The sequence below is a fragment of the Polaromonas sp. genome (assembly GCF_030682935.1).
Taxonomy (GTDB): domain Bacteria; phylum Pseudomonadota; class Gammaproteobacteria; order Burkholderiales; family Burkholderiaceae_C; genus Polaromonas.
This window is the reverse complement of the sequence record NZ_JAUXNA010000122.1, coordinates 1-17,291: the sequence shown is the minus strand read 5'-3', so window position 1 is coordinate 17,291 and position 17,291 is coordinate 1. Positions and strand designations below refer to the sequence as shown.

Sequence of the window (17,291 nt, the reverse complement as noted above, 5' to 3'; positions counted from 1 at the left end):
CGGCGTTGCGGGCAGCCATCTGCAGGATGGCGGCAATCGTGCCGGCGTTGTGCCCGGCAAATTGCGGATACACCGCGTCGGGCGCGGCCAGCAGCGCCTGCGCGCAGGCGAGGTAAGACACGTCGGTGTGGTGCTTGTGGGTGAACACCGGGTAATGCGGCAGGCCCATTTCCTGGGCACGCTTGATTTCGGAATCCCAGTAGGCGCCCTTGACCAGCCGGCACATCAGCCGCAGTTTGTATTTGCGGCCGATGCCGATGACATGCTCGATCAGTTCGAGCGCGCGGGTCTGGTAGGCCTGCAGCGCCAGGCCAAAGCCCTGCCACTGCGGCAGGTGCTGCGCGACTTGGGCGGCCAGGGCTTCAAACACGTCGAGCGACAGTTCCAGCCGGTCCACTTCCTCGGCGTCAATCGTCAAATTGATATTGGCCTGGGCCGCCAGTTCGCACAGGCCCCAGACGCGTGGCACCAGCTCAGCCATGACGCGCGCGCGCTGCGCATCTTCGTAGCGCGGATGGAGGGCGCTGAGCTTGATGGAAATACCATCATTTTGCTCACATGCGCTTGTTTGACGGGCGCTAGAAGCTATTGATTTAATAGCGCTGGTATAGCTTTCAAGATAATGCAGCGCATCGGCATCGGTGCGCGCGCCCTCGCCCAGCATGTCGTAGCTGAACACCAGCCTGGCCGTTTTCCTGCGGGCCGCGTCGGCTTCCTTCATGGCGTCGCCTATGGTCTGGCCGAGCACAAACTGACGCCCCAGCAGCTGCACCGCGCGCACGGTGGCGGCGACCACGGTGCGTGCACCGAGCTTGGCCCGGAGGCCGGGCTGGCCGTCCTCGGGCAAAAATTTCTTGGACAGCGCAATCGCCGAGGACGACAGGCGTTGCAGCACGCCGTCGCCGGCCGCGTCGAAATCGGCGCGGCCGAGCTGGTCAGCCGTCAGCGCAATAGCGGTTTCAGCATCGGGCACCCGCAGCAAAGCCTCGGCCAGGCGCATCAGGGCCAGGCCTTCGGCGCTCGATATCGGGTATTCCTTGAGCAGGCTTTCCATGGCCCAGAACGGCGGGGGGTTATCGCGCACGGCCTGCACCCACGGCTGCGCCGCCTGGGCGGCGGCGGCCCAGTCGAGCGCGCCCGCCAGGCGCTGCAGGTAAAGCGTCACGATCTCGGCCTCGGGGCGGTAGGGAAAGGGCAGGCGGGGGACGGCAGGCATAAAAAACTCCATCAAAGGGTGAAGAAAGGGACCAATTCAATGCCCTGATATTCCATGGAAGGCCATAAAATTTCCCGCTAAATTTCAAGAATTTACCGAATAATTCACTACCCATGCACAAAACACTGCCAGACATCGACCGCCTTGACCTGAAAATCCTGAATGTTCTGCAGCAGGATGGCCGTCTCTCCAACCTCAAGCTGGCCGAAAGCGTGGCCCTGTCGCCCACCGCCGTGCTGGCGCGGGTGCAGCGACTCACGCGGGACGGGTTCATTCTGGGCTATGAGGCGCGGCTGAACCCGCTAAAACTGGGCGCCGGCATGATGGTGTTTGTCGAAGTGCTGCTGGACCGCACCACGCCCAACGTGTTTGAAGCCTTCAAGGCGGCGGTGCAGGTACACCCCCAGATCATGGAATGCCACATGGTGGCGGGCGGCTTTGACTACCTGCTCAAGACCCGCATGGCCGACATGGCGGCTTACCGCTCGTTTGCCGGCACCGTGCTGTGGCAACTGCCCGGCGTGCGTGAAACCCGCACCTACGCGGTGATGGAAGAGGTCAAAAACACCCACCGGCTGGCGCTGGGGGTTTGATCAGCGGCCGCCAAAAATGGCGGTACCCACCCGCACCATGGTGCTGCCGGCATGGATGGCCGCTTCAAGGTCGGCCGTCATGCCCAGCGACAGGGTGTCCAGGGGCACGGGCAGCACCCCCGCATTATTTATAGCATCAAATAAGGCCTTAGCCCTTTCATGCAGGGCGCAAGCAGCTACAAAATCAGGAGCAGGCTCGGGAATCGCCATCAAACCGCGCAGGGTCAGGCCGGGCAGCTGCGCGACCGCTTGCGCCAGCGCCAGCACGTCGGCGGGCGCCAGGCCCGATTTGTTGGCGCCCCCATCCACGTTGACCTGCAGACACACTTGCAGGGACGGCAAATGCGGTGGCCGCTGCTCGCTCAGGCGCTGGGCAATCTTGAGCCGGTCGACCGACTGCACCCAGTCAAAGTGCTCGGCGACGAGCCGGGTTTTATTGCTTTGCACCGGGCCGATGCAGTGCCACTCCAGCGCCAGCCCCCCCGCCGGGGTGCCCGCCTGGCAGCTGCGCAGCGCCAGAATCTTGTCGACGCCCTCGGCGACGTAGTTTTCTCCGAACGCGTATTGCCCGGCCGATACTGCCTCGATCACCGCATCGGCGTCAAAGGTCTTGGAAACGGCCAGCAGGCGCACACTCGCCGGGTCGCGTCCGGCGGCCTGGCACGCCGCAGCGATGCGCGCGCGGACAAGCTGAAGATTCTGGGCAATCGTAGTCATAATCGCACTGTAATCCCAGTTACAAACAAAAACTCAATTTCGACCTCCAAGGACCCCCGGGATGGACATCACGCAGCTGCTGGCCTTTAGCGTCAAGAACAAGGCGTCCGACTTGCATTTGTCGTCGGGTTTGCCGCCCATGATCCGTGTAAACGGCGATGTCCGGCGCATCAACATCGATCCGCTGGACCACAAGCAGGTGCATGCCATGGTGTACGACATCATGAATGACACCCAGCGCAAGTACTACGAAGAATTTCTGGAGGTCGATTTCTCGTTCGAGATTGACGGCCTGGCGCGCTTTCGCGTCAATGCGTTCAACCACAACCGGGGGGCAGGCGCGGTACTTCGGACCATTCCATCCAAAATCCTGACGCTGGAACAACTGGGCGCACCCAAGATTTTTGGCGACCTGGCGCTCAAGCCGCGCGGCATGGTGCTGGTGACCGGCCCCACGGGGTCGGGCAAATCGACCACACTGGCGGCCATGGTCAACTACCTCAACGAAACCGAGTACGGCCACATCCTGACAGTCGAAGACCCGATTGAGTTTGTGCACGAGTCCAAGAAATGCCTGATCAACCAGCGCGAGGTCGGCCCGCACACGCTGAGTTTCAGCGCCGCCCTGAAGTCGGCGCTACGCGAAGACCCGGATGCGATTTTGGTGGGCGAAATGCGCGACCTGGAGACCATTCGCCTGGCCATGACGGCCGCTGAAACCGGTCATCTGGTGTTCGGCACGCTGCACACGTCGAGCGCCGCCAAAACCGTCGACCGGATCATTGACGTGTTTCCCGCCGAAGAAAAGGAAATGATCCGCTCCATGCTGTCCGAATCGCTGCAGGCCGTGATCTCGCAAACGCTGTGCAAGACCAAAGACGGCTCGGGCCGGGTCGCGGCCCACGAAATCATGCTGGGCACCAGCGCCATCCGCAACCTGATCCGGGAAGCCAAGGTCGCGCAAATGTATTCCTCCATCCAGACGGGCAACAGCGTGGGCATGCAGACGCTGGACCAGAATCTGACCGACCTGGTCAAGCGAAACGTGATTTCCGCCGCGGAAGCACGCAGCAAGGCCAAGATTCCTGAAAACTTCCCGGGCTGATCTGCCGGGCACCAGAAGGACACATCCATGAAAGGCTTACTCGGACTGCTCAAGAGGTCCACCCCGCGCCAGGGTGACGACGACCGCCCGGACTCGCTGATGTTTACCACGGCGTTCGCCGACCAAGGCGTCAATCCATCGATGCTGGTGCCCTGGGAAGCGCGCGCCAACGAGATCGGCGCCAAGCGCCTGTCCGCATCCCGGGGCAGCAAGCTGCTGCAGGCGCTGTGGTCCAAGGACAAATACATGATGCGCCTGGCCACCGACGCCGTGCCCCGGCTGGAGCAGTTTTTTGACTTCGCCACGGTGCAGGCCAATCGCGACATCATCCGGCAAGAAGAGTACGGCAACTTCATGATCGTGTTGCTGACCGGCACCATCGCGGTGGACCGGGTGCAGCCCTGGGGGACGCGCCTGCGCCTTGCGGAAGCGCGTCCCGGCGACATCCTGGGTGAAATGTCACTGCTGGACAGCGGCATGCGTTTTTCAGCCTGCAGCTCGCTGACCGAATGCGAGATTGCCATACTGAGCGCGCAGGCGCTCGACGACATGATGGCGGCTGATGCCGCGCTGGCGGCCAGCCTGATCGCACTGCTGGCGCGCAAGCTGTCGCTGCGCCTGAGGGTAGTCAGCGCCCGGCTCTCAGAAAACAAGAACTAAGCGCTATCCGCACCCCGCAGAAGACCCAAAGGACACGTCATGGAACGCGACCAGGCCAGTAAATTCATCAACGACCTCCTGCGGCTCATGGTCAGCCGCAATGGCAGCGACCTGTTCATCACCGGAGACTTTCCGCCCGCGATCAAGGTGGACGGCAAGATGACCAAGGTGTCCTCCCAGGCGCTCAATGCCAGTCATACGCTGGCGCTGGCCCGCGCCGTCATGAACGACAAGCAGGCCGCCGAGTTTGAACGCACCAAGGAATGCAACTTCGCGATCTCGCCGCCCGGCGTGGGGCGTTTTCGCGTCAATGCCTTTATCCAGCAGGGCAAGGTGGGCATGGTGATACGGGTGATCCCGGCGGCGTTGCCGACCATTGACGCGATGGGCATGCCCCAGGTGCTCAAGGACGTGACGATGACCAAGCGGGGACTGGCGATCCTCGTTGGCGCAACCGGCTCGGGCAAGTCCACCACGCTGGCGGCCATGGTCGACTGGCGCAACGAGCAATCGTTTGGCCACATCATCACGATTGAAGACCCAGTGGAGTTTGTCCATGCGCACAAAAATTGCGTCATCACGCAGCGCGAAGTGGGACTGGACACCGACAGCTGGGCCGCCGCGCTCAAAAACACGCTGCGCCAGGCGCCTGACGTGATACTGATGGGCGAGATACGCGACCGCGAAACCATGGAACACGCCCTCGCGTTTGCCGAAACCGGCCACCTGTGCCTGGCCACCCTGCACGCCAACAGCGCCAACCAGGCGCTGGACCGGGTCATCAACTTCTTCCCGGAGGAGCGCCGCACCCAGTTGCTGATGGACCTGTCGCACAACCTCAGAAGCATGATTTCGCAGCGGCTGATCCCCAAACAGGACGGCAAGGGCCGCCATGCCGTGTTTGAAGTCATGCTCAATTCGCCGCTGATTTCCGACCTGATCTCCAAAGGCAATGTGCTTGAGATCAAGGAGATCATGAAGAAAAGCCGCAACATGGGCATGCAGACCTTTGACCAGGCGCTGTTTGACGCCTTTGAAAGCAACCACATCAGCTACGAAGACGCCTTGCGCAATGCCGACTCGGTGAACGACCTGCGGCTGCAGATCAAACTCAATTCGCAGCGCGCCAAATCGACAGATCTGGCAGCGGGCACGGAAAGCTTCGCCATTGTCTAAACCCTCGGGCGGCGCCTGTCAAAAACCCGCCCACTCTCACTCCCCACCATGTCCAGCACCCTAGCCAAAACCTACGAAGCTTCCCTCCCGCGCAAAGTCGCCTTTCTGGGCCTGGGCGTCATGGGTTATCCCATGGCCGGCCATCTGGCGCTGGCGGGCCACCAGGTGACGGTATACAACCGCAGTGCCGCAAAAGCGCAGGCCTGGGTCACAGAATTCAAGGGCGCTTCGGCCGCCACGCCGCGCGAAGCTTCGGCGGGTGCCGACATCGTGTTTAGCTGCGTCGGCAACGACGACGACCTGCGGGCCGTCACGCTGGGCGCGGACGGCGCGTTTGCGGGCATGGCGCCCGGCGCCATTTTTGTGGACCACACCACAGCCTCGGCCAACGTCGCCCGGGAACTGTATACAGCCGCAAAACACATCGGCCTGCATTTCATCGATGCGCCGGTGTCAGGCGGACAGGCGGGCGCCCAGAACGGTGCACTGACGATCATGTGCGGCGGCGATGCGGCCGCGTTCGAAACAGTTAAACCGGCAGCCATGGCGTTTGCCAAAGCCTTCACGCTGATGGGCGAAAGCGGCGCCGGGCAGCTCACCAAAATGGTCAACCAGATCTGCATTGCCGGCCTGGTGCAGGCCCTGAGCGAAGCCGTGGCTTTTGGCCAGAAAGCCGGGCTGGACGTGAACCAGGTGCTGGACGTGATAGGCAAGGGCGCGGCACAAAGCTGGCAGCTCGACAACCGCGGCAAAACCATGGTGGCCGACCAGTTTGATTTCGGCTTCGCGGTCGACTGGATGCGCAAGGACCTGGGACTGGTGATGGACGAAGCCAAGCGCAACGGCGCCCGCTTGCCCGTCACGGCCCTGGTGGACCAGTTTTATGGCGATGTACAGGCCATGGGCGGCCAGCGCTGGGATACCTCCAGCCTGATCAAGCGCCTGAAATAGACCCCGCCGCCACCAACAGGGCCGTTGCCGGCCCAGCCAGCGACCGGGTCTCTTTAGCCCCCGGAGGCCTTGGGAGGCGCAACTTGCGGCCTGGCTGCATTCGGAAACATGCGCGCCAGCTCGTCTTCGCTGATGATTTCAAAGATACGCACCACCTTTTGCACGCCGGGCGTGGCACGCGCCACAGCCGTGGCGCCGTCCGCCTCGCGGCTGGTCACGCGCCCCATCAGGTAGGTGGTGCCGTGCTCGGTCACCACCTTGAAGACATTGAAATGCAGATCACGGGCATCCAGCAGCATGGCCTTGACGCGGCCGGTGATCAGCGCGTCCGACGATTGCTCCACCAGCGAGGGACTGTTCATGACCGCCAGCTCGTTGACCACCGACACCACATTTTGTACACCGGCCACCACCTGCTCGACCAGTTGTTTGTCCTGCAGGCTGGGCACTTCGCCGGTCAGCAGCACCTGGCGGTTGTAACTGGTGACGCTGACGCGCACACGTGTGCCGACGGCGGAACGAATCCGGCTGCGGGCCCGCAATTCGATCCCCTCGTCTTCAAGCTGAATACCCGAGGTACGGCGGTCGGTGGCGACCATGGAGCCCCCGGCCACCGCGCCGCCCACCACCAGCGGGACGCAGGCGGTCAGCGCGCCGGACAGCAAGACCGCCGCGCCCAGCGACAAAGCCAGGCGTTTCATCGCAACATGTTTCATACTGAAGTCTCCTGATCGCCAAGTAACTGGGTGTCCACGCCGTCGCAAATGCAGTGCAGGACGAGCAGGTGCACCTCCTGGACGCGCGCGGTTCGCTCATGCGGCACGCAGATATGCACATCGGTTTCACGCAAGGCAGCAGTCATTTTTCCGCCGCCCCGGCCGGTCAGGGCCACCACCGTCATCTCGCGCTCGTGGGCCGCTTCGACGGCAGCCAGCACATTGGCCGAATTGCCGCTGGTGCTGAGGGCAAGCAGCACATCGCCAGCGCCGCCCAGCGCGCGGATCTGCTTGGAAAAAATCACGCTGAAGTCGTAGTCGTTGGCAATGGCTGTGAGGATGGAGCTGTCGGTGGTCAGTGCAATCGCACCGAGCTCGGGCCGTTCGCGCTCGTAACGGCCCACAAATTCGGCGGCGAAATGCTGGGCATCGGCCGCCGAGCCCCCATTGCCGCAGGCCAGCACCTTGCCGCCACTGGTGACGCTGGCCAAAATGGCCTGCACGGCGGCCGCGATGGGTTTGGACAAAACCTGAGCCGACTGGTATTTGAGGTCGGCGCTGTCGATAAATTGCTGTTCGATTCGTTGTTCAAGCATGCACCCATGATACCGGGTCATGGTGCGCCGCAGCCCCGGCAAGGGGCTTGCCCGGCCTTGGCGCAGGGCTTGGTTACAAATTATCCGCATCCACCCGGCATGGGCAGCGGGCATCAGGACGCATCAAACGCGGCGGGCAGCCATTCAATCTGCGCCCCTTGCACCAGCAGCACATCAAAGCGGCAAGGCGGCGGGCTGGCAAAGCGCATCAGGTAGTGGCGGGCCGCCAAGATAATGCGCTGCTGCTTGACGGCGCTGATGCTGGCCCCCGCGCCCCCGTGCGAGGCGCCCGAGCGCTGACGGACCTCGACAAACACCAGCGTGCCGTCGGACGCCCGCATCACCAGGTCAATCTCGCCGCCGCCGCGCCCCGGCGTGCGGTAATTGGCCTCGACAAAGCGCAGCCCGGCACCAACCAGGTAGGCGCGCGCCGCCAACTCCGCCGCATCGCCGCGCGACTTGGTGGTAATCTGCCGTGGCACCGCCGGGGGCGCATCGCCTGCGCTCTCGGCAACGCTTTGTGCGCTGCCGTCTGGCGGCGACTTGACCACCTGTTTTCTGGAAAACCACATTGAACGCTTCTTTCGAATTGGCACTGGATGCGGCGCGCGCTGCGGCGAGCATGCAGCATTATCCAGAAGCCACGCTGTACGTGGTGGCCACCCCTATTGGCAACCTGGCCGACATCACCCTGCGTGCCCTGCATGTGCTGCAGCGGGTGGACGCGATTGCCTGCGAGGACAAGCGCCACACGCAACCCCTGCTGCGCCAATACGGCATAGAAACCGGGGCCGCCAAGCCCTTGTTGGCCGTGCACCAGCACAACGAAGCCGAAGCCGCCGGGCTGATCGTGGAGCGGCTGCAGCGCGGCGAGCGCGTGGCCTATGTCAGCGATGCCGGCACGCCGGCCGTGAGCGACCCGGGCGCACGCCTGGTGGCCGCCGTGCGCGCCGCCGGGCTCAAGGTGATGCCACTGCCGGGCGCCAGCAGCGTCACCACCGTGCTGAGCGCCGCAGGCGTGACCCGGGCCGAAGGCGGCGCGGACAACGCCACCGGTTTTGTGTTTGCCGGATTTTTGCCGAGCAAGGCCGGCGAACGCGACCAGGCCATCCAGGCGCTGCGCGCCGACACGCGCGCCACCGTGATTCTGGAGGCGCCGCACCGCATCGAGGCGCTGGCGCGCGCCATGGCCGTGCTGCAAGGCCGGCTGCTCACGGTGGGCCGCGAACTCACCAAGCAGTTTGAAGAAATTGCCACCGTGCCGGCGCAGGACTTTGCCGCCTGGCTGGCGGCCGGGCCGCAGCGCACGCGCGGCGAGTTTGCGCTGGTGCTGCATGCGTCGGCGCCGCAGGAAAGCGCTGAAGACAGCACCCGCGTGCTGCAACTGCTGCTGGCCGAACTGCCCCTGAAAACCGCGGTGAAGCTGGCCGCAGACATCACGGGGGCACCGCGCAACGAGCTGTATGACACCGCCCTGAAGCTGAAAAAAGAATGAACCCGAACGCCGACCAGCTCTGGCGCGGGCCGCGCTGGGCGCTCGCCGCGCTGCTGGCCGTGCTGGGCATGCTGGGGCCGTTTTCGATTGACACCTACCTTCCGGGCTTCGCGGGCATCGCGCAGTCGCTGGGGGCGTCGCCCGTCGAAATGCAGCAAACGCTGTCGGCCTACCTGTTTGGCTTTGCGTTCATGAACCTGTTTCACGGCGCGCTGGCCGACAGCTTTGGCCGGCGTCCGGTGGTGTTGTGGGGCATTGCCATGTTCACGCTGGCATCGGCGGGCTGCGCGCTGTCGCAGAGCATTGAGCAGTTGGTGTTCTTCCGGGCCTTGCAGGGTCTGTCAACCGGTGCCGGCATCGTGGTGTCGCGGGCCGTGATACGTGACATGTACCCGCCGGCTCAGGCCCAGAAAGTCATGAGCCAGGTCACCATCTACTTCGGCGTGGCGCCAGCGCTGGCACCGATTGTGGGCGGCTGGCTGTTTGTGCATCTGGGCTGGCACAGTATTTTCTGGTTTCTGACGGCAGTGGGCCTGGTGCTCTGGGGCACCAACTACCGGTTTTTGCCGGAAACCCTGCCACCGCAGGACCGCCAGCCCTTTGAAGTGCGCCACCTGATGCGCGGCTACTGGCAACTCGGTTCGAGTCCGCGCTTTTTGCTGCTGGCGCTGGCCAGCGGTGTGCCGTTCAATGGCATGTTTCTGTATGTGCTGTCGGCGCCGGCCTTCCTTGGCGATCTTCTGGCCTTGCAGCCTACCGAGTTTTTCTGGTTTTTCATGCTCACCATTTCCGGCATCATGCTTGGGGCCTGGCTGAGCGGGCGGCTGGCGGGGAAAATCGCGCCCAAGCAGCAAATCCGCCATGGCTTTGTCATCATGCTGGTGACGGCGTTGCTGAACCTGGCGGCCAACCTGCTGTTCACCGCCCATGTGTCATGGGCCTTGTTTCCGATTGCCGTGTTTGCCTTTGGCTGGGCGCTGATGGTGCCTGTCATCACGCTGCTGGTGCTTGACCTCTACCCCGAGCGGCGCGGCATGGCGTCTTCCCTGCAGGCCTTTATCGGCTCCAGCGCCAACGGCGTTGTGGCCGGCGTGATCGCGCCGCTGGTCATGCACTCGGCGCCCGCGCTGGCGGCAGTCTCGCTGGGCATGCTGTGCATCGGACTGGCGGCGTGGCTGTATCTGCACCACCGCTGGCCTGAGATTGGCCGGGCGGTGTCGGGGGAATAGCACGCGGGAACGGGCCGTCAGCCCGCATCCAAAACAACTACCGTACATAAAATGATGACAAAATAGGCCTCCAGCGCATATGAATACTGCGCCAACAGCTCCTTATTCAATAGCATTGATCCAGCCACCAAGCGCCATCACCCGGACCCGGTGCAGCCCAAAAGCCACGCTCAGCGGTCGGGCAGTTCCAGGGGCAACTCCATGCCCTGACCGGTGCGCTGCACCACGTTGCGGCCGTCCAGATAGACCCAGAAGTACATGCTCTGAAAATTGTCAAGCCAGCGGTAGTTCATGATGTCGCCGCGCCAGGACGCCACGCGGTCCACCGCAGCGGGCGGACCGAACTCGCGCTCCACATCCTCACGCGTCCACTGACCCAGCTCGATTTTTGAAAACTCCTGGAGGTTCAGGACTTGCCGGACCGCGACCACCCGGCCTGCGGCATCCAGATCCACCATCACGGCGGTCTGGCCGGCCGGCTGCCTCGAATACTGCAGCCGGATCCCCGCGTTCAGCGGCAGCACCCGAGATGGCGTGCCGTAACGAGCCACGACGTCCTCGCGCGACATGCCTGGCTGCAGCGCACTGAAGGAGGCGCACCCCGCCATGAACAACACGGCCAGCGCTAGGCTGAAAAAGGTTTTGACGACTTTCATGGCGCACTCCTATGGCATCCGAAATTTTGACAGCCTCCATTTCATCACGCGCCCGGCGATCCCTGTTCGGCCCGATTTTCATCCCGCAGCGGGCACGCCCCTGACCGGGCGGGCTTGCGCGGCCGAATGGCACACACGTTACAGCACGCGCTCAGGAAGCTATCCAGTCGCGCGACCGGTCGCTTTGCTGTTTCAGTGCGCCGTGGCGGACGGCATGTTGACCTTGAAGCCATACGGACGGATCAAGGCGATGGAAGGCGTGACCGACCAGCGCAGCGTTCACAGCGCCTGTACCTGATGCCCTGGCCGTGAACGCAAGAAGTCAATAATTGGTGCGGCTGGCGGGGATCGAACCCACGACCCTTCTGCCTACTACCTCATCGCAAAGCAAGCATTATGTAGCAGGACTTTGTAGCACGCGTCACGCCTATTGACCTATAGGTCCCGGATGGTCGTCGGCTTTATTGGTCATATGCTCAAGTCGCCACTGCATCAGAACCCTGGCCTGGCTGACCGGCATATCGTCTTCTGAGATAGACATACAGCGCTTAAGGACGATGTCAGTCCCAGCTTTCAGCCGGTCTTCGCAAATTTTTTCGACAGCTTGAACGACCGCCTCGGCGGCTTCGGCAGACGCGTCAGGATCATCCCCGGGCGCGTATACAAGAACAATGCTAAGCGTGTAGGGGTCTCCCGCAGGCCGCTCAACGACCTGACCGGCGTCGATGTCAAAGTTGACGAAGGAAATTAATCCGCCATGAGGCTCTAGGGTTTTCGCCAGCCTTACGTCGAGCTTGGTGGCCCTCATTCGATCTACAAATGCATCTGTAAAGGCGCTACGGTTATAGCGGGCACTCAACCAGCTCCGCAGGACCCCAAGCCCTTTGCCATCGAGGACAAACGCTGAGTCTGGCTCGTATTGGGCTAATTTACTTTTTGGGACGAAAAGTTTATTGGTCGAGACTAATTCAATGATGACTTCGCCGCCATCACGAACCATAGGCAAGTGGAGAGTTCGAGGTGCCTTACCCCATGTGAAATTTCCGTCAGGGACTGCTACCAACCTACCCACAATCACTTCAACATGAGGCTCGACATCCAGGTTATCGACGGCCACATCGCAGTCGTGACTAATTACCACGACAGTCGTAGCTACCTCATCAACCGGATTTTTGAGTCCGAGCGCGGCGACGGCATGTGCATCCAGCACATGGCCTTGCCTCCATGACGTTTCTCTCGTCCACTGCTTGAACTGCTGGCCCTGCATTCAGTTCATGCACTCTCGTTAACAGAGGGAGTCCCTACATCTGAAACGTCCAGACGCGCCTTGCGACCGCCCAGAAGGTCGTCTAGCTTGGCTCTCGACTCGGTTGCCCGTTGGCTGATCCGGACGAGCTTCTTGGCCATTTCCCGGCCATCAGCCCCTTCACGGAGCAACTGCAACAAGGACTTGCCCTGCGACACAGTGCGATCAAGCGAAAGGGATGTAGGCTTGAACCCAAGCTCTGAAAACATGCGGGCGGCCTCTGCCAATTGCGCGAGTTTGGCCTGATGAGCCTCTTTGGGGGTTTCCCCTTCGAGCCAGTTGTAAAGCGTCTGCCGGGAAACACCAAAAACCTCTGGCAAGCGTGTCATGGTTCGGCCAAAGCCGGCCTTGACCTCTTGCATTAGTTTGGCGAACGGCGCTTTTTCCAACTGCACATCAGTCGGCACAACTTCTAACGGCTGGTAACCCATGCGCTTGAGATAGTAGCCTCCGCTCTCAATACCACCCGTGCCTACCGCACCAATGTTCGGAAGAGGACGCCCCTCTACCGATGCCCGGCCATAAATGGCCGGAGCCGGATGGTAGCCAATACCGACTTGACCACTCGCAGTTCCTGCAAAAAGCAGAGATTCAATCATTTTTCATCCCAGACGTTAAAGGCGTGCTCAGTCACTACGGCCCGGAACGCAATCCGAATGACATCATGGATTGCGTTTAACTGTTTACCGATATGATCCGCGGAGAAAACTTCTCGGCCCTCGATAAAGCCATCTGTGTCCACCATGGCATGGCGGCCAGAGTAGCTCAAAAACCGTGGATTTATCGACATTTCTTCTGGCTGCATGTCAGGAGGAAAAGGCAAACTACCGTCCTGAATGACGACCCGGGACAGCAGGCGAACACCATCGACTTCATGCAGTGTTTCTGTGAATGAGTGAAGGGCCTTTCCGGACAACCGAGCACTCAAGCCCCGCACTTCTTCCGCAAGGTAATCATCCAAGGTATCGTTATTTTTTGGAGTGACATGATCTAAATAGCGCAAGCCAACCCGCTCAGTGAAATCGAGCTGAACCATTTGATTAACGAGCAAAAGTCCTTTTAGGAACATCGCCGAGAAGGCTTCAAAAGTTCCATAGTCCGTGGACTGCAGCGTTAGGGCTTCCGCCGCTAGAACAAAACAGTGCTTCTTGTCGGTTGTCCCGAAGAAAAAGCGTTCAGTCGTCGCTGTTGTTGGTATCGTTTTTCCGTCTTGCGTTGCAATCTGGAGAACCATGGACTTTCGTGTCACGAAGTCGGGAAAGCCAGTTTTTCGCATTTCATCCTGAATGGATGGCAAGTATTCGGAGAGTTTCAATATTGCGTTGAAGCGGACCTGAACCAGAGTGAAATAGACAGGCGGGTTCTTCAGCGGGGTCCCCATGATCTTCTCCAATGTATTACGTAAGCAAGTTTACACTCTGATTGACAAATCTAGGCAAATATTTTTGCTCTCCCATGGATTTTCAAAAAACTGTTACGGGACAACAACTTACGCATCAGTCCAACCTTTAGCCCCCCCAGAAGGGATCAAGCCTGCAGCGCCTCAACCCGGATAAGTAACCGCTGAACCTGAGCCAGCAACCATTTCCCCCCACGAGGGGCCACCACTCCTGCCGCGTTAAGCTCCGCCAAGGTCGGAGCCGACCAGGATATAGCCTGACACATTCACTAGGCGGCAATACAGCTTCAGACTGTAGGTGGCCGCAATGCGCAGCAGCCAATTACGCTCTACACCAATCAAAGCGGCGGCATCGGCAACAGTTAAGTACCCACCCGCAGTCAACGCCGGGGCCTTGTCAATCAGTTTCAGGACATCAGAATTCATGGCAACAGGTTCTAACGCCAAAAGCTGCCGCCTCCAGCCTGCCACCAGAACCGCCCCCACCAGCTTGGCAATATGCAATTCGTGGGTCTTGCAAGATTGAATGAACTCGCGCCGCCCTGTCGCCTCACGTAATCGCGCCGGAACGACCAGACGCGCCCACCACACGCCCCCTCGACGCGCAAGATGCTCTGCCATGCTTCACCTTTTGTAGCGTAGCGATGTAGCAGACGGCACAAAACCAGAAAAGTCCCTTGGAATCAAGGGCTTAGGTAAGGCTGGTGCGGCTGGCGGGGATCGAACCCACGACCCTTGGCTTCGGAGGCCAATACTCTATCCACTGAGCTACAGCCGCAACGCTGAATAATGATTTGCTCCCAGTCTGCAGGGGGTGCAGCCGGGAGTGTTTGTGCTGTGTGCACGAACTACGTCACACAACGACGCTCATTCTATCAGCCAGCCGTGCCTCTTCTCGATTTACAAGGCCCGTGGCTATAATCCGCAGTTGCTGAGCAGACGCTGTAGCACTCCCCGATAGCCCCGATTTTTAGTTTTTTGAGGATGCCATGAGCGCAAACGACCACAACACGGCCCACGAAGAAGCCCACACTGGCCCGATCAAAACCCCACAGCAATTGCTGGCAGCGGTCTTTTTCTCTTTTGTGGTGCCCATTTTTGCCATCATCGGGCTGGTGTATTACGTGACCTCGGCCAACAAGCCTTCCGCTGGCGTGGATAACTCTGAAAGGGCTGTCGCTCAGCGCATTCAGAAAATCGGGACGATTGAAATTCGTGATGCCAACCGCCCGCTCAAGTCCGGAGAAGAGGTTTACAAAGCACAGTGCGTGGCTTGCCATGACTCCGGCGCCGCAGGTGCACCCAAGTTTGGCGACGCCGCAGCTTGGGCACCCCGCCTCGCGACGGGTTTTGAAGCGCTCTGGAATTCGGCCCTCAAAGGCAAAAACGCCATGGCTGCACAGGGCGGCGGCGACCACAACGACATCGAAATTGCCCGCGCCGTGGTGTACCTGACAGCCGCTGCGGGCGGAAAATTTACGGCACCTGCAGCGCCTGCGCCCGCCGCTGACGCGGCGGCAAGCCCGGCGATCGAACCCGTGGTTACTGCAGCAGCACCTGCAGCGGCTTCACCGGCAGCGCCTGTTGCCGCAACGGCTGCTCCTGCCACGGTCGCAGCGGTGGGCGCCGGCGAAGCGCTGTACAAACAAGCCTGCGTCGCATGCCATGCATCGGGTGTGGCCGGCTCACCCAAGTTGGGCGACAAGGCAGCCTGGGCACCCCGCATCAAAACCGGCCTCGACATGCTGACCGCCAGCGTCATCAAGGGCAAGGGCGCCATGCCCCCCAAAGGCGGTTCTGCCGCCTCTGACGCCGACATCCGGTCGGCCGTGGAATACATGGTGAGCGCTTCCCAGTAATCAGCGTCATCCGCTCAGAAAAAAAGCCGGTCACTGACCGGTTTTTTTATCGAAATTTACAAGAAAAAAGTGACTCCAGCCCCTGCATGACGGGCGCAATACGCTACGTTTTTTGTAGTGCCTCCGGGCTGCGCACATAGCCAAACCGCGCGGGCAGATCGCGCGCTGACACCTCTTCAGGCACCCACAAGCCCTGCTCAACGGCGTCGGCGGCATGCAGCATGTCCTGGGTGTGGACCAAGCCAAAGCCCACATCCGTTTCCAGGTACACCCGGCCCCATTCGTCCACCAGGCAGCGCTGGACGCGGGCCGGCTGGCCGGTGTGCGACGCCACCGCAAACGCCGGCGCGGCATCAACACGCCAGATCAGCGGCGTGGCTTGCAGCTCGACATAGACGCGCTGCGGGCCGTTCTGAAAAAACCACTGCCCGCTGGCGTCGCTCTCGTAGTTGCGCTGGATGAAGTCCATCAGCTTTTCGTGCTTGAGCAGCGAGCCCTTGCCGGCCCCGCTGCCGGCGGCGTCTGCCGGTGAAAATGAGGTAGAAAACGAACCGGCCGCCTGGGCCCCGTCGTCGCGCATATACCAGTTGCCGCGCGCATCCAGCCCGAGCCAGCCGTAGCAGTCGGGAACGTTGGGCCACTTCGCGATCGCTTGTCGAACAATGTCATCCATGATGGCTATTTTGCACCGTCCTCACCGGCGTGACGCGCCCGGGGCTAAAGCTGCGCCGCCAGAAAGGCCGTAACCGCTTCAGGCATGGCTCGTATATTGCCCGGAAAAGTTGCACCGCCAGCAGGGGCCGAGGGAAAGCCCACATGCCCGCCCTGCGCAGGCTGCCACAGTGTCACGCAAGGGCTGACATCGGCGGCCCTTGGCAGGCTGCCGGCCGGGACAAAGGGATCATTCAGCGCGTTCAGGGCCAACGCAGGCACGGCGACCTGGTGCAGGTGCGGCTTGGCCGAGGCGCGCGCCCAGTAATCATCGGCATCTTTAAAGCCGTGCAGCGGTGCCGTAAAGATGTTGTCAAACGCATACAGGTCGCTTGCCGCCAGCAGCGCCTGCCGGTCAAACAAGCCGGGGTGCTGATCCAGCTTTTGAAGGGCTTTGGGCACCATGGTGCGCAGGAACATGCGCGTGTACACCTGCCGGTTAAACCCACGGCCAATGGCCAGGCCACTGGCGGCCAGATCAAGCGGCGAACAGACCGAGGCCACTGCAGTGACCACGCTTGCCGCCTCGGCGCCAAGTTCGCCGGCCCAGCGCATTAAGGCGTTGCCGCCCAGCGAAACCCCTACAGCCATCACCGGACCCGCATGTTGGCGCCTGAAACGCCGCAAAATCCAGTCGATCTCCTCGAAATCGCCCGAGTGGTAGGCGCGCGGTGCGCGATTGAGCTCGCCCGAGCAGCCGCGAAAATGCGGCACGGCGCAGGCCCAGCCCCGGCTTCGCGCCACGCCGGCAAAAGCCTCAGCATAGTGGCTGGCCGACGAACCTTCAAGGCCATGAAACACCGCCAGCAGCGGTGCAGCAGCGGCGCTGGCGTGCCGGGCAAAATCCACGTCAATAAAATCGTCATCGGGTGTCACCCAACGCTCACGGCGAAAACTCGGCGCCTC

At 61.5% G+C, this 17,291-nt stretch carries 22 protein-coding genes and 1 tRNA gene; 10 read left to right on the top strand and 13 right to left on the bottom strand.

Features of this window, described 5'->3' with window-relative positions:
* Positions 1-1,216 (bottom strand): proline dehydrogenase family protein (locus Q8K05_RS05600; protein ID WP_305245529.1); only part of this gene is annotated, 1,216 nt, incomplete at its 3' end.
* Positions 1,217-1,329: 113 nt separating this feature from the next.
* Between Q8K05_RS05600 and Q8K05_RS05595 the strand changes: the two genes are divergently transcribed.
* Positions 1,330-1,809 (top strand): Lrp/AsnC ligand binding domain-containing protein, encoded by a 480-nt coding sequence (locus tag Q8K05_RS05595; RefSeq protein ID WP_305245528.1) that lies wholly within the window; start codon positions 1,330-1,332, stop codon positions 1,807-1,809.
* Here the strand turns inward: Q8K05_RS05595 and Q8K05_RS05590 are convergent, their stop codons facing one another.
* Positions 1,810-2,526 (bottom strand): YggS family pyridoxal phosphate-dependent enzyme, encoded by a 717-nt coding sequence (locus tag Q8K05_RS05590; protein ID WP_305245527.1) that lies wholly within the window; start codon positions 2,524-2,526, stop codon positions 1,810-1,812.
* 61 nt (positions 2,527-2,587) lie between these two features.
* Between Q8K05_RS05590 and Q8K05_RS05585 the strand changes: the two genes are divergently transcribed.
* Genes Q8K05_RS05585 through Q8K05_RS05570 form a run of 4 tightly spaced genes read left to right on the top strand, consistent with a single transcriptional unit; the run spans position 2,588 to position 6,418 of the window.
* A complete protein-coding gene (locus tag Q8K05_RS05585) occupies positions 2,588-3,631 on the top strand; it encodes a type IV pilus twitching motility protein PilT (protein ID WP_305245526.1) in 1,044 nt (347 codons plus the stop codon).
* Between the two features lie 27 nt (positions 3,632-3,658).
* Positions 3,659-4,291, top strand: coding sequence for a cyclic nucleotide-binding domain-containing protein (locus Q8K05_RS05580; protein ID WP_305245525.1), 633 nt, complete (start codon positions 3,659-3,661; stop codon positions 4,289-4,291).
* Between the two features lie 39 nt (positions 4,292-4,330).
* Complete coding sequence (locus Q8K05_RS05575; RefSeq protein WP_305245524.1) at positions 4,331-5,467, top strand: PilT/PilU family type 4a pilus ATPase; 1,137 nt, start codon at positions 4,331-4,333, stop codon at positions 5,465-5,467.
* A gap of 48 nt (positions 5,468-5,515) precedes the next feature.
* On the top strand, positions 5,516-6,418 hold the full coding sequence (locus Q8K05_RS05570) for an NAD(P)-dependent oxidoreductase (protein ID WP_305245523.1): 903 nt from the start codon (positions 5,516-5,518) through the stop codon (positions 6,416-6,418).
* Between the two features lie 53 nt (positions 6,419-6,471).
* On the opposite strand, the gene Q8K05_RS05565 is transcribed toward Q8K05_RS05570, so the two are convergent.
* From Q8K05_RS05565 to Q8K05_RS05555, 3 genes are all read right to left on the bottom strand, one after another.
* The gene (locus Q8K05_RS05565; protein WP_305245522.1) at positions 6,472-7,134 is read right to left on the bottom strand and encodes a BON domain-containing protein; all 663 of its coding nucleotides are present in this window, start codon (positions 7,132-7,134) and stop codon (positions 6,472-6,474) included.
* Positions 7,131-7,730, bottom strand: a complete 600-nt coding sequence (locus Q8K05_RS05560) for a phosphoheptose isomerase (protein ID WP_305245521.1) — start codon at positions 7,728-7,730, stop codon at positions 7,131-7,133. Before Q8K05_RS05560 ends, Q8K05_RS05565 begins: the two co-directional genes overlap by 4 nt.
* Positions 7,731-7,843: 113 nt before the next feature.
* A complete protein-coding gene (locus Q8K05_RS05555) occupies positions 7,844-8,302 on the bottom strand; it encodes a YraN family protein (protein WP_305245520.1) in 459 nt (152 codons plus the stop codon).
* A gap of 50 nt (positions 8,303-8,352) precedes the next feature.
* On the opposite strand from Q8K05_RS05555, the gene rsmI reads away from it, so the two are divergent.
* Positions 8,353-9,225 (top strand): 16S rRNA (cytidine(1402)-2'-O)-methyltransferase, encoded by an 873-nt coding sequence (gene rsmI / locus Q8K05_RS05550; protein WP_305245530.1) that lies wholly within the window; start codon positions 8,353-8,355, stop codon positions 9,223-9,225.
* Positions 9,222-10,454 carry a multidrug effflux MFS transporter gene (locus Q8K05_RS05545; RefSeq protein ID WP_305245519.1) on the top strand — a complete coding sequence of 411 codons (1,233 nt, stop codon included), beginning with the start codon at positions 9,222-9,224 and terminating at the stop codon, positions 10,452-10,454. Before rsmI ends, Q8K05_RS05545 begins: the two co-directional genes overlap by 4 nt.
* Positions 10,455-10,624: 170 nt before the next feature.
* Here Q8K05_RS05545 and Q8K05_RS05540 read toward each other — a convergent pair whose 3' ends face one another.
* Positions 10,625-11,110, bottom strand: coding sequence for a hypothetical protein (locus tag Q8K05_RS05540; protein ID WP_305245518.1), 486 nt, complete (start codon positions 11,108-11,110; stop codon positions 10,625-10,627).
* On the opposite strand from Q8K05_RS05540, the gene Q8K05_RS05535 reads away from it, so the two are divergent.
* On the top strand, positions 11,109-11,408 hold the full coding sequence (locus tag Q8K05_RS05535; protein ID WP_305245517.1) for a hypothetical protein: 300 nt from the start codon (positions 11,109-11,111) through the stop codon (positions 11,406-11,408). The genes Q8K05_RS05540 and Q8K05_RS05535 overlap by 2 nt on opposite strands.
* 129 nt (positions 11,409-11,537) lie before the next feature.
* On the opposite strand, the gene Q8K05_RS05530 is transcribed toward Q8K05_RS05535, so the two are convergent.
* Positions 11,538-12,110 carry a hypothetical protein gene (locus Q8K05_RS05530; RefSeq protein ID WP_305245516.1) on the bottom strand — a complete coding sequence of 191 codons (573 nt, stop codon included), beginning with the start codon at positions 12,108-12,110 and terminating at the stop codon, positions 11,538-11,540.
* 84 nt (positions 12,111-12,194) lie between these two features.
* On the opposite strand from Q8K05_RS05530, the gene Q8K05_RS05525 reads away from it, so the two are divergent.
* Positions 12,195-12,338 carry a hypothetical protein gene (locus Q8K05_RS05525; protein ID WP_305245515.1) on the top strand — a complete coding sequence of 48 codons (144 nt, stop codon included), beginning with the start codon at positions 12,195-12,197 and terminating at the stop codon, positions 12,336-12,338.
* Between the two features lie 44 nt (positions 12,339-12,382).
* On the opposite strand, the gene Q8K05_RS05520 is transcribed toward Q8K05_RS05525, so the two are convergent.
* The 4 genes from Q8K05_RS05520 to Q8K05_RS05505 all read right to left on the bottom strand — a co-directional run bounded on the left by Q8K05_RS05520 (position 12,383) and on the right by Q8K05_RS05505 (position 14,593).
* Positions 12,383-13,015, bottom strand: a complete 633-nt coding sequence (locus Q8K05_RS05520) for a hypothetical protein (RefSeq protein WP_305245514.1) — start codon at positions 13,013-13,015, stop codon at positions 12,383-12,385.
* Positions 13,012-13,797, bottom strand: a complete 786-nt coding sequence (locus Q8K05_RS05515) for a TIGR04255 family protein (RefSeq protein WP_305245513.1) — start codon at positions 13,795-13,797, stop codon at positions 13,012-13,014. The genes Q8K05_RS05520 and Q8K05_RS05515 overlap by 4 nt, the downstream gene beginning before the upstream one ends.
* 237 nt (positions 13,798-14,034) lie before the next feature.
* On the bottom strand, positions 14,035-14,436 hold the full coding sequence (locus tag Q8K05_RS05510; RefSeq protein ID WP_305245512.1) for a DUF6538 domain-containing protein: 402 nt from the start codon (positions 14,434-14,436) through the stop codon (positions 14,035-14,037).
* Between the two features lie 81 nt (positions 14,437-14,517).
* Positions 14,518-14,593 (bottom strand) — tRNA-Arg (locus tag Q8K05_RS05505).
* 211 nt (positions 14,594-14,804) lie between these two features.
* Between Q8K05_RS05505 and Q8K05_RS05500 the strand changes: the two genes are divergently transcribed.
* Positions 14,805-15,674 carry a cytochrome c5 family protein gene (locus Q8K05_RS05500; protein ID WP_305245511.1) on the top strand — a complete coding sequence of 290 codons (870 nt, stop codon included), beginning with the start codon at positions 14,805-14,807 and terminating at the stop codon, positions 15,672-15,674.
* Between the two features lie 103 nt (positions 15,675-15,777).
* Here the strand turns inward: Q8K05_RS05500 and Q8K05_RS05495 are convergent, their stop codons facing one another.
* Positions 15,778-16,347 (bottom strand): DUF2946 family protein, encoded by a 570-nt coding sequence (locus Q8K05_RS05495; protein WP_305245510.1) that lies wholly within the window; start codon positions 16,345-16,347, stop codon positions 15,778-15,780.
* A 44-nt stretch (positions 16,348-16,391) separates the two neighbouring features.
* Positions 16,392-17,291 (bottom strand): YheT family hydrolase (locus Q8K05_RS05490; RefSeq protein WP_305245509.1); only part of this gene is annotated, 900 nt, incomplete at its 5' end.

Bases quoted from the DNA above. Each gene is read 5' to 3' on its own strand.
- Q8K05_RS05595 (WP_305245528.1), top strand. From the start codon at position 1,330: ATGCACAAAACACTGCCAGACATCGACCGCCTTGACCTGAAAATCCTG.
- Q8K05_RS05590 (WP_305245527.1), bottom strand. From the start codon at position 2,526: ATGACTACGATTGCCCAGAATCTTCAGCTTGTCCGCGCGCGCATCGCT.
- Q8K05_RS05585 (WP_305245526.1), top strand. From the start codon at position 2,588: ATGGACATCACGCAGCTGCTGGCCTTTAGCGTCAAGAACAAGGCGTCC.
- Q8K05_RS05580 (WP_305245525.1), top strand. From the start codon at position 3,659: ATGAAAGGCTTACTCGGACTGCTCAAGAGGTCCACCCCGCGCCAGGGT.
- Q8K05_RS05575 (WP_305245524.1), top strand. From the start codon at position 4,331: ATGGAACGCGACCAGGCCAGTAAATTCATCAACGACCTCCTGCGGCTC.
- Q8K05_RS05570 (WP_305245523.1), top strand. From the start codon at position 5,516: ATGTCCAGCACCCTAGCCAAAACCTACGAAGCTTCCCTCCCGCGCAAA.
- Q8K05_RS05565 (WP_305245522.1), bottom strand. From the start codon at position 7,134: ATGAAACATGTTGCGATGAAACGCCTGGCTTTGTCGCTGGGCGCGGCG.
- Q8K05_RS05560 (WP_305245521.1), bottom strand. From the start codon at position 7,730: ATGCTTGAACAACGAATCGAACAGCAATTTATCGACAGCGCCGACCTC.
- Q8K05_RS05555 (WP_305245520.1), bottom strand. From the start codon at position 8,302: ATGTGGTTTTCCAGAAAACAGGTGGTCAAGTCGCCGCCAGACGGCAGC.
- rsmI (WP_305245530.1), top strand. From the start codon at position 8,353: ATGCAGCATTATCCAGAAGCCACGCTGTACGTGGTGGCCACCCCTATT.
- Q8K05_RS05545 (WP_305245519.1), top strand. From the start codon at position 9,222: ATGAACCCGAACGCCGACCAGCTCTGGCGCGGGCCGCGCTGGGCGCTC.
- Q8K05_RS05535 (WP_305245517.1), top strand. From the start codon at position 11,109: ATGGCGCACTCCTATGGCATCCGAAATTTTGACAGCCTCCATTTCATC.
- Q8K05_RS05540 (WP_305245518.1), bottom strand. From the start codon at position 11,110: ATGAAAGTCGTCAAAACCTTTTTCAGCCTAGCGCTGGCCGTGTTGTTC.
- Q8K05_RS05530 (WP_305245516.1), bottom strand. From the start codon at position 12,110: ATGGTTCGTGATGGCGGCGAAGTCATCATTGAATTAGTCTCGACCAAT.
- Q8K05_RS05525 (WP_305245515.1), top strand. From the start codon at position 12,195: ATGAGGCTCGACATCCAGGTTATCGACGGCCACATCGCAGTCGTGACT.
- Q8K05_RS05520 (WP_305245514.1), bottom strand. From the start codon at position 13,015: ATGATTGAATCTCTGCTTTTTGCAGGAACTGCGAGTGGTCAAGTCGGT.
- Q8K05_RS05515 (WP_305245513.1), bottom strand. From the start codon at position 13,797: ATGGGGACCCCGCTGAAGAACCCGCCTGTCTATTTCACTCTGGTTCAG.
- Q8K05_RS05510 (WP_305245512.1), bottom strand. From the start codon at position 14,436: ATGGCAGAGCATCTTGCGCGTCGAGGGGGCGTGTGGTGGGCGCGTCTG.
- Q8K05_RS05500 (WP_305245511.1), top strand. From the start codon at position 14,805: ATGAGCGCAAACGACCACAACACGGCCCACGAAGAAGCCCACACTGGC.
- Q8K05_RS05495 (WP_305245510.1), bottom strand. From the start codon at position 16,347: ATGGATGACATTGTTCGACAAGCGATCGCGAAGTGGCCCAACGTTCCC.